The organism is Priestia sp. SRI_019 (assembly GCF_057586255.1).
The window spans coordinates 1-1,214 of the sequence record NZ_JBYCZN010000026.1 but is presented as its reverse complement, the minus strand read 5'-3'; the positions used below and the strand labels follow the sequence as shown (position 1 = coordinate 1,214).

The 1,214-nt window shown below is 39.0% G+C and carries 1 protein-coding gene; it reads right to left on the bottom strand.

The features are described 5' to 3' along the window. Positions 1 to 1,214: Ig-like domain-containing protein (locus AC2YJL_RS27610; protein WP_487375093.1), on the bottom strand; the 1,214-nt coding region annotated here is incomplete at both ends.

The following is a 1,214-nucleotide window of genomic DNA, read 5'->3' as shown; positions in this document are numbered from 1 at the left end:
GTACGGTAAATTGGTCAGTTCCATTAAAGTTTGCATTCGGTGTATAGGTATACATCCCATCTAACCCTACGTTTACTATTCCGTTCACTGGAGCATTTTGTAACGAATAAGCCAGCTGATTACCATCAATATCAGTTGCAATTACCATAGAAGTTACAGGTGTGTCTTCGTTAGTCGTCAACTGATAATTTGGAACAATTGGAGAATCATTTATTGGAATAACTGTAACGATAACTGATGCAGTAGCATTTCCTCCTAAGTTATCAGTTATATATACTACAAAAGCATCTGAACCGTTAAAGTTTGCATTCGGTGTATACGTAAATATTCCTGTATTAGAATCAATTGTTACTACTCCATTAATGGGTGGGTTTTCAATAGTGTAAACAAGTGGATTTCCATTTACGTTAGTAGCAATTACTTGATTTGTTACTGGTGTGTCTTCATCAGTAGAGATTTGCAAATCCTGTGAAGTTGTAGTTCCGTTTGTTTCAAGGACCGTTACAAAAATAGTCGATAGTGCAGTGGCTCCTTCTGGGTCTGTTATTAATATGGTGAATTGATCATTACCTATGAAATTGTTATTAGGTGTATAAATGAATGTACCATCTTGATTTATGACGGCTGTACCGTTATCTGGATTTTGTTGAAGAGTATAGGTTAGAGTAACGTTGTCAGGATCTGAAGCAGGTATGCTGCTTGTAACAGGAAGGTTAATGGTCGTTGTAACAGCTCTATCTCCTCCTACTGGCGGATCGTTTACAGGCACAATTGTTAAGGTCACAGTAGAAAGGGAAGTTCCTCCTTTACCATCTGATACCAGCACACCAAAAGTATCCATTCCGTTGTAATTTAAATTTGGTGTATAGGTAAATACTCCATTTGCCCCTAATATAACACTTCCATTTGACGGAGGCGGATTCAGCAGAGTAAATGTCAACGGATCCCCATCCGGATCAAAAGCCGGAATTTGATTTGTAAGAGGTGTATCTTCATTAATTGTAAATGCTAAATCAGCGGTGATTGGAGGGTCATTCACTGGAATTACGTTTATTGTAACGGTCGAAACCGCCGTTCCTCCTTGACCATCAGACACCAATACTGTAAACTGATCGGTCCCATTGAAATTCAAGTTGGGTTGATAGCTAAACGTTCCATCTGCATTCACCACGGCTACTCCATTTACTGGTGCAACCTGTAGCTGGTAACTAAGA